The sequence below is a fragment of the Frankia sp. AgKG'84/4 genome (genome assembly GCF_023242965.2).
GTDB lineage: Bacteria > Actinomycetota > Actinomycetes > Frankiales > Frankiaceae > Frankia.
In genome coordinates, this window is sequence record NZ_JALKFU020000204.1 from 1 (window position 1) to 8,480 (window position 8,480).

3 protein-coding genes are annotated in these 8,480 nt (G+C 73.0%); 1 reads left to right on the forward strand and 2 read right to left on the reverse strand.

The window, feature by feature from the left end:
* Together MXD58_RS14160 and MXD58_RS14165 are read right to left on the reverse strand one after the other, a co-directional pair.
* The coding region (locus tag MXD58_RS14160) for a hypothetical protein (protein WP_518478047.1) at window positions 1-2,146 on the reverse strand (2,146 nt) is incomplete at its 3' end.
* Window positions 2,147-2,359: 213 nt separating this feature from the next.
* Window positions 2,360-4,414 carry an NAD(+) synthase gene (locus tag MXD58_RS14165; RefSeq protein WP_250609392.1) on the reverse strand — a complete coding sequence of 685 codons (2,055 nt, stop codon included), beginning with the start codon at window positions 4,412-4,414 and terminating at the stop codon, window positions 2,360-2,362.
* 512 nt (window positions 4,415-4,926) lie between these two features.
* On the opposite strand from MXD58_RS14165, the gene nifJ reads away from it, so the two are divergent.
* Window positions 4,927-8,469, forward strand: a complete 3,543-nt coding sequence (nifJ, locus tag MXD58_RS14170; protein ID WP_248837637.1) for a pyruvate:ferredoxin (flavodoxin) oxidoreductase — start codon at window positions 4,927-4,929, stop codon at window positions 8,467-8,469.
* Window positions 8,470-8,480: the final 11 nt, after the last annotated feature.

An 8,480-nucleotide genomic window follows, 5' to 3' on the forward strand; every position in this document is an offset into this window, starting at 1 on the left:
GTTCGGCGGCGGCGAGGTCGGCGGCGAGTTCGGCGTCGCGGGCGCGCCAGGCGCGCGCGGCGGCGCGGGAGAACAGCGATTCGAGCAGGCCGGGCCGGAACTGACGGTGCTCCACTCGGACAGCGAAGCGCCGCGCCCGTTCGGCCTGCCACTGGTCCAGCAGCGTGGCCGCGTCCTGGGCGGTGCGCCGCGCCGTCGCGCTCGCCGTCACGGCGTTCTCGGCGTCCGTGGCGGCGGCCTGCGCCGCTTGATGGACCTCGCCTTCGCGGCCGGCCACCTCGAAGACCCGGTCGCGGGCGGCGGCCGCGGACGTCACGGCGGTGAACGCCGCGCGGAACTCCTCGGTCGCCGCGCGCCAGGAGGTCGACGGCGGGACCTGCTCGTACTCCTTGAGAGTGGCGAGCAATCCGGCGCCCGGCTGGCCCGCGGGGACACCGCGCTGGCCGTACCAGAAGTCGCTGACGAACCGGCCGCGGTTGCGCTTGTTGCCGAGCCGCGCGGCCACCAACCCCCACGCGGCCGGGCCACCCTCCGCTCCCGGCTCCGTACCGCGACCGTCGCCACTGCCACTGCCACTGCCACTGCCACTGCCACCACTGCCACCACTGCCACTGCCACCGCCGCCGCCACCACCGTCGGCACCGCCGCTGCCGAGCAGCGTGCTGGCGATCGTCGCGAAATAGTCGAGGTGGGTGGCGGCATCGCGGAAGTCGTCGGAGATCGCGTCGCGCGCCGGGATCTCGTTGGTGACGTTCTCGACGGCGCCGTTGTTCGCGGACGCGACGACCATCTCGAATCCGGTCAGGGCCGGTGACCACGAGTGGACGACCCGGGTGTAGTCGCCGGTCTTCCACCGGTGGCGTTCGCCGGTGAACGCCGCAGTGGGATCGGCCAACTCCGCCAGCCGGCGGGCCCGTTCCACGACAATCGCCGCGACGATGTCCCGCAGCATCGTGGTCTTGCCCGTCCCCGGCGGCCCGTTGACCGCGAAGATCCCGCCGACTCCGCCCAGCATGTCCAGCACCTGGTTGACGGCCAGCTGCTGGCTCAGCGCGAGGGGATGCTCCGGCGTGCTCGGCCAACGCCCCGGCGGCACCCGCGTCGGGCGGGTCTCGGCCAGCACGACGTCCAGTCGTTGGCGGACGTCGAGGCGCCGGGCGGTGTCCACCTCGGCGTCGGGACGCAGGTAGGAGCCCAGCGCCGCCCCGAGCGGGGTGTGGGCGGCCTGCGTGGCGACGCCGCGCAGGTCCGGCAGGACGAAACTGTTCAGGAAGTCGTGGGTCTCGCCCGCCCCGGCGGCCTGGGCGGACATCAGCGTGCTGGCGACCCGGATCTCCGCGTAGGGGAACAGCCCCGCCACGCCGGTCGCCGCGGCGGCGGCCTTCAGACCGGCCCGCAGACCCGCCAGCGTGATCGGCGACGGTTCGTCCTCACGGTAGCAGTCGTCCACGTCGTCGACCCTGCTGTCCGAACTGCGGCTCCCGGACGAACTGCGGCTGCCGGACGAACTGCGGCTGCCGGACGAACTGCGGCTGCCGGACGAACTGCGGCTGCCGGACGAACTGCGGCTGCCGGACGAACCCCGTCCGTCGGGCCCGGCAGCCTGAGCCTCGGCGCGCGCCCGAAGGCGGCACTGCTCGCAGGCGTCCTCGTGCCGCAGGTACGGTGCCAGGACCCGGCGAAACTCGTCGGGGAACGACGTCGTCGCCTGGTCGAAGTCCGCCGCCCAGTCCGGCGACGTCGGGCGTTCGGCGACCGCCCGGCTCGTCGCCCAGGCGCAGCAGGACAGGGTCAGCGTGTCCGGCAGCGGGTTGCCCGTCGGCGACACGATGACGGCGGCGAGCGCGCTGTCGCCGGCCGGGCGGGCGTCGAAGGAGTCCTCCTCCTTGCCGTACACCTGGGCGAGACGATCGTGGACGGCGTCCAGCCCGAACACGCCGAGGTAGACGACGTGGCGCCAGACCTGGTCCCGCTGGCGTCGCACCCCCGCCAGCTCGTGCTCGGGTTCCCAGGGCAGCGGCTGGCCTGGTTCGAGCCGGTACACCCGCCGTGCCCGGTCGACGGCCTCGACCTGCGGCGGGCTGAACATCTCCACCGAGGTCCAGAACCGCAGGATCGCCGCCGGATCCGCGCTCGTCCCCGCCACCCCCTCGGCTCCGCGACCCGCTCGTGCGCACCCGGTCCGCCGCGCCGAACATGCGGGGGATGGCGCCACCGTACGTGTCCGACCACCGAAAGCGGCCGTCTGTTGACGTTATGGCGACAGACCCACTGCGTACAGTGCACTACCTGCCAGGAAATCATCAGACCAGGATCAACGCCAATAAAGTGACAAATTGCGGTCAGCGTGGACGTCTCGTCAGCGGGGTGGGCCGCCCCGGTCGAGTTCGGCGAGCCAGGCGGTGGCGCTGGCGTCGGAGGGGGCGCGCCAGTCGCCGCGGGGGGACAGGGCGCCGCCGAAGGAGACCTTCGGGCCGTCGGGCAGGGCGGAGCGCTTGAACTGGGAGGCGAAGTAACGGCGCAGGAACTCCCGTAGCCAGCGTTCGATCGTGGCCAGGTCGTAGGCGTGCCGGTCGGCGGCCGGGAAACCCGAGGGCCAGCCGGGTGCGTCCGCGTCGCGCCACGCCTGCCAGGCCAGGAACAGGATCTTCGACGGCGGCAGGCCGTAGCGCAGCAGGTGGAACAGGAAGAAGTCGTGCAGCTCGTAGGGGCCGATGCGGTCCTGGGTGCTCTGCATCGCGCCGGTCTCGGCGTCGGCGGGCACCAGCTCCGGGGAGATCTCGGTGCCGAGGATCTCGGTGAGCAGGCGGCCGGTGTCCTCGTCGAACTGCCCGGATCCCACCGTCCAGCGGATCAGATACTGGATCAGCGTCTTCGGCACGCCGACGTTGACCGCGTAGTGGCTCATCTGATCACCGACGCCGTACGTGCACCAGCCCAGCGCCAGCTCGCTGAGGTCACCCGTGCCAACGACGAAACCGCCGCCCTGGTTCGCCAGCCGGAACAGGTAGTCGGTGCGCAGGCCGGCCTGCACGTTCTCGTACGTCACGTCGTAGTGCGCCGCGCCGTCCGCCGCCGGATGGCCGAGGTCGGCGAGCAGCTGGCGGGCCGCCGGGCGGATGTCGATCTCGGCGGCGGAGACGCCCAGCGCCCGCATCAGCGCCCAGGCGTTGGCCTTCGTCCGCTCGCCGGTGGCGAAACCGGGCATCGTGTACGCCAGGATCGACGAGCGCGGCACGCCGAGGCGGTCACACGCCTTCGCCGCGACGATCAGCGCGTGCGTCGAGTCGAGCCCGCCGGACACGCCGATCACCATCCGCCCGCCGCCGACCGCACGGACCCGCTGCACCAGCCCGTGCACCTGGATGTTGAACGCCTCGTAACAGTCCAGGTCAAGGCGCTCGGGGGTGTCCGGCACGAACGGGAAGCGCCGCTGCGGTCGGCGCAGCCCGACGTCGCGGCCATGCGGGCGGTGCGCGAAGCGGACGGTGCGAAACCGGCGCGCGGGTTCGGCGGCGAGGCGCGCCGCGTCGCCGAACGTCGGGGTGCGCATCCGTTCCAGCCGAACCCGGGCAAGGTCGACGTCGGCGACCAGCAGCGCCGGGCCGTCGGCGAACCGCTCGGATTCCGCGAGCAGATCCCCGAGTTCGTGGATGGTGCCCTGCCCGTCCCAGGACAGGTCGGTGGTGCTCTCGCCCGTCCCCGCCGCCGAGTAGACGTAGGCCGCCATCGCCCGCGTCGACTGCGCCGCCGAGAGCTGCGCCCGCACCGCGGCCTTGCCGACGACGATGTTCGACGCGGACAGGTTCGTCAGCAGCGTCGCCCCCGCCAGCGCCGCAAACGACGACGGCGGCACCGGCGCCCAGTAGTCCTCGCAGATCTCCACGCCGACGACCAGATCCGCGAGATCGTCCGCCGCGAAGATCAGGTCGGTGCCGAACGGCACGGTCCGCCCGGCCACGGTGATCTCCAGGCCGTCGTGCCCGGCGCCCGAGGCGAACCAGCGCTTCTCGTAGTACTCCCGCGAGTTCGGCAGAAACGTCTTCGGCACGACGCCGAGCAGCCGCCCCCGGGAGATCGCCAGTGCCGTGTTGTAGAGCCGCCCGCCGCGCCGCAGCGGCGCGCCGACGAGCAGCAGCGGCCCGAGCTCCGCGCTCGCGTCACAGACCGCGGCGACCGCGAGTTCGACCGCGTCGAGCAGCGCGTCCTGCAGCAGCAGATCGCCCAGCGCGTACGACGACAGCCCGAGCTCCGGGTAGACGACGACGTCGACGCCTTCGTCGTGCGCCTGGCGCGCCAGCGCGATCGTCGCCTCGGCATTGAACGCCGGCTCCGCGACCCGCACCCGCGGCGTCGCCGCAGCCACCCGCGCGAACCCGTGCCGATGAATCCCCCCGAACACCCGCTGCCCCACGTCGCCCACCTCCCCAACCGACCCCGCCCACACCCGACCGCCCCCACCCTTTCATCCCGCCCCGCCGGCGCGGGGCGCCTTCCGGGCCGCTTCTGCGGGGGCAAATCGGACGCACAGCGCTACAGAAGCGGCCCGAAACCCAAGCCCCCTCGCGACGCCGCGGAGTCCACGACCACCCACCGCACCACCCGCGGACACTTCCGCGTAGCGCCCATGTCCGCACGACGGGACGCGACGAGGGCGGTGGGACGGTGACGGCGGGGTGGCGAGGCGGGGCGGGGTGGCGAGGCGGGGCGGGGTGGCGAGGCGGGGCGGGGTGGCGGGGCGGGGGGCGAGCGATGGTGTGGCTGCGGTCGTCGTCACAAACGGCTGAGCTGGGGCGATGGGGGCGCTACCCGACTGCGAATGGCTCGGCGTACCCGCGATCAGCAAGACATATCGGTACATTCCGGCCCCCGATGAGGGACGGAAGTCCTGCCCTGTCGGCGCTTCGGCGGCCGACTCTGGACAGCATGGGTCAGAAGACGATCGATGGAAATGAGGCCGCCACCTCGGTGGCCTTCCGGGCGAGTGAGGTGATCGCGATCTACCCCATCACGCCGGCCTCGGCGATGGGGGAGCTCGCGGACGCGTGGGCGGCGAAGGGACGCACGAACCTCTGGGGGGCCGTGCCGGACGTCGTCCAGCTCCAGAGCGAGGGCGGCGCGGCCGGCGCGGTGCACGGTGCACTGCAGGCAGGCGCCCTGTCGACGACGTTCACCGCCTCGCAGGGCCTGCTGCTGATGTTGCCGAACATGTTCAAGATCGCCGGTGAGCTGACGCCGACGGTCCTGCACGTCGCCGCGCGCACCATCGCGACGCACGCGCTGTCCATCTTCGGTGACCACAGCGACGTGATGGCCGCCCGGTCCACCGGTTTCGCCATGCTGTCCTCCGCCTCCCCGCAGGAGGCCCACGACCTGGCCGCGGTCGCCCACGCGGCCACGCTCGAGTCCCGCGTCCCGTTCCTGCACTTCTTCGACGGCTTCCGCACCTCGCACGAGTTCAACGAAGTCACCGAGATCGACGACGCGATCCTGCGCGACCTGTTCACCGACGAGCTCGTCGAGGCGCACCGTGCCCGCGCGCTGTCCCCGGACCACCCCGTCATCCGCGGCACCACGCAGGACCCCGACACCTTCTTCCAGGCCCGCGAGGCCGCGAACGCCTACTACGACGCCCTGCCCGCCATCGTGGCGCGGGCGATGGAGCGCCTCGGCGCGGCCACCGGCCGGCACTACCGGATCTTCGACTACCACGGCCACCCGGAGGCCGAGCGGGTCATCGTCATCATGGGCTCGGGTCGTTCCGCGGTGCGCGACGCCGTCGACCAGCTCGTGGCCCGCGGCGAGAAGGTCGGCTACGTCCAGGTCCGGCTCTACCGGCCCTTCGACACCGACGCGTTCCTCGCCGTCCTGCCCGCGACCGTGCAGGCGATCGCCGTCCTCGACCGCACGAAGGAGCCCGGCGCCGCCGGCGAGCCGCTGCGCCTCGACGTGCTGGCCGCCCTCGCCGAGCAGGCCGATGTCGTCGAGGGCCGGCGCACCATGCCCCGCGTCATCGGCGCCCGCTACGGCCTGGCGTCGAAGGAGTTCACCCCGGCGATGGCCGCGGCCGTCCTCGCCGAACTGGTCGGCCCCACGCCGCGCCGGCAGGTCACCGTCGGCATCGCCGACGACCTCACGCACCTCTCGCTCACCGTCGACGACGCCGGCTTCCCCGAGGCCGACGACGTGCGCCGCGCGGTGTTCTACGGCCTCGGCAGCGACGGCACGGTCGGCTCGACCCGGGCCACCGCCGGGATCGCCGCCGACCACACCCCGCTGCACGCCCAGGCCTACTTCGTGTTCGACTCGAAGAAGTCGGGCTCGATGACCGTCTCGCACCTGCGGCTGTCCCCGCGCCCGGTGGACGCCCCCTGGCTCATCCGCGACGCCGACTACGTGGGCTGCCACCAGTTCTCCCTGCTCGACCGCGTCGACGTGCTCGCCGTCGCCGCCGACGGCGCCACCGTCCTGATCAACAGCCCGTACTCGGCGGACGAGGTGTGGGAGCACCTGCCGGCGAACGCGCAGCGCCACCTGCTCACCCGCCGGGCCCGGCTGTTCGTCGTCGACGCCGACAAGGTCTCCCGCGACGCCGGCCTCGCCGGCATCGTCAGCCCCGTCCTGCAGACCTGCTACGTCAGCCTGTCCGGCCTGCTGCCGGCGGAGCGCGCCGTCGCCGCCGTGAAGGACGCGATCCGGATCGCGCAGGGCAAGCGCGGCGAGAAGGTGCTGGCCCGCAACTACGCCGCCGTCGACGCCTCCCTCGGCGCGCTCGCCGAGGTCGACCTGCGCGGGCGCTCGGTCGGCACCCGAGCCGGGCGGCCGCTGGCCGTGGACGCGCCGGTGTTCGTCAAGGAGGTCACCGCGCGGATCATGGCCGGCGAGGGGGAGCTGCTGCCCGTCAGCGCGCTGCCCGTCGATGGCACCTTTCCCGTCGGCACCGCCCGCTACGAGAAGCGCGGCATCGCCCGCGAGCTGCCCGTCTGGGACGCGGACCTGTGCATCAACTGCGGCAAGTGCACCCTGGTCTGCCCGCACGCCGCGATCCGGATGACCGCGTTCGACCCGGCGCTGCTCGCCGACGCCCCGGCCACGTTCAAATCGCGTGAGCCCCGCGAGAAGGATCTCGCCGGCCTGCGGGTGACGATCCAGGTCGCCCCGGACGACTGCACCGGCTGCACCCTGTGCGCCAAGGTCTGCCCGGCGATAGACAAGACCAACGCCGAGCACAAGGCGCTCGACATGGTCGACGCCGCGCCGCGCATCACCGAGGAGCGGGCGGGCTGGGCGTTCCACGAGACGCTGCCGGCGATCGACCCGACGCTCGTTCCCGCCACCGACGTGCGTGGTTCGCAGCTGCGCCGACCGCTGTTCGAGTTCTCCGGCGCCTGCTCCGGCTGCGGCGAGTCGCCGTACCTGAAGCTGCTCAGCCAGCTGTTCGGCGACCGGATCCTGGTCGCGAACGCCACCGGCTGCTCGTCGATCTTCGGCGGTAACCTGCCGACGACCCCGTGGACCGCCGACGCCGACGGCCGCGGCCCGGCCTGGGCGAACTCGCTGTTCGAGGACAACGCCGAGTTCGGCCTCGGCATGCGCCTGGCCCTGGACAGCCAGCAGAACGAGGCCCGCCGCCTGCTGCGCGAGGCCGCGCCGCTCGTCGGCGACAGCCTCGTCGAGGAGCTGCTCACCGCCGACCAGAGCGACGACGCCGGCATCGCCGCGCAGCGCGCCCGGGTCGCGGAGCTGCGCCGGCGCCTCGCCGGCGCCCCCGAGCACAACCGGCGCCTGGACCCGCTCGTCGACAACCTCGTCGAGAAGGCCGTGTGGATCGTCGGCGGTGACGGCTGGGCGTATGACATCGGCTTCGGCGGCCTCGACCACGTCCTCGCCTCCGGACGTAACGTGAACGTGCTGGTGCTGGACACCGAGGTGTACTCGAACACCGGCGGCCAGGCGTCGAAGTCCACCCCGCGCGGCGCCGTCGCGAAGTTCGCCGGCGGCGGCAAGCGGACCCGCAAGAAGGACCTCGGCCTCATCGCCGCGGCCTACGGCGACGTCTACGTCGCCCAGGTCGCCCTCGGCTCCAACGACCGGCACACGGTGCGTGCCTTCCACGAGGCCGCCAGCTGGAACGGCCCGTCGCTGATCGTCGCCTACAGCCACTGCATCGCCCATGGCATCGACATGACCGACGGCCTGAACCACCAGAAGGCCGCGGTGAAGTCCGGCTACTGGCCGCTGTACCGCGTCGACCCCCGCGAGCAGACGCCGTTCTCGCTGGACTCGCGCAAGCCGTCGATGCCGCTCGCCGAGTTCGCCGCGACCGAGACCCGCTTCACCCGCCTCGGCGCGGTCGCCCCCGAGGAGGCCGCCGAGATCGAACGGCGCGCGCAGCGTGACGTCAGCGAGCGCTGGGCGGCCTACGAGCACGAGGCCGCGGCACCCCGAACGCCCGCCACGCCGGCCTGACCCAGGCGCGT